General features: G+C 62.5%; 1 protein-coding gene. It reads left to right on the top strand.

The features are described from left to right. The coding region (locus AC0L2R_RS33810) for a TCP-1/cpn60 chaperonin family protein (RefSeq protein WP_473514119.1) at nucleotides 1-614 on the top strand (614 nt) is incomplete at both ends.

Here is a 614-nt window from a genome sequence, read left to right as displayed (position 1 = left end):
ACGGTCGAGGAAGCCAAGACCGCCGAGACCGAACTCGAAGTCGTCGAAGGCATGCAGTTCGACCGCGGCTATCTCTCGCCCTACTTCGTCACCAACGCCGACAAGATGGTTGCGGACCTGGAAGACGCCTACATCCTTCTCCACGAGAAGAAGCTCTCCAACCTGCAAGCCATGCTGCCGATCCTCGAGGCTGTCGTGCAGACTTCGAAGCCGCTGGTCATCATCTCGGAAGACGTCGAAGGCGAGGCCCTGGCCACGCTGGTCGTCAACAAGCTGCGTGGCGGCCTGAAGATCGCCGCCGTCAAGGCGCCGGGCTTCGGTGATCGCCGCAAGGCCATGCTGGAAGACATCGCCATCCTCACCGGCGGCCAGGTCATTTCCGAAGACCTCGGCATCAAGCTCGAGAATGTCGGCCTCAACATGCTCGGCCGCGCCAAGAAGGTGTCGATCTCCAAGGAGAACACCACCATCGTCGACGGCGCCGGCAAGAAGGCCGAGATCCAGGGCCGCGTCGCCCAGATCAAGCAGCAGATCGAGGAGACCACCTCGGACTACGACAAGGAGAAGCTGCAGGAACGTCTCGCCAAGCTGGCGGGCGGCGTTGCCGTCATCCG

The organism is Mesorhizobium sp. WSM4820 (assembly GCF_055811075.1).
Note: the sequence above shows the minus strand (reverse complement) of the source record. Positions and strands in the feature narration are given on the sequence as shown.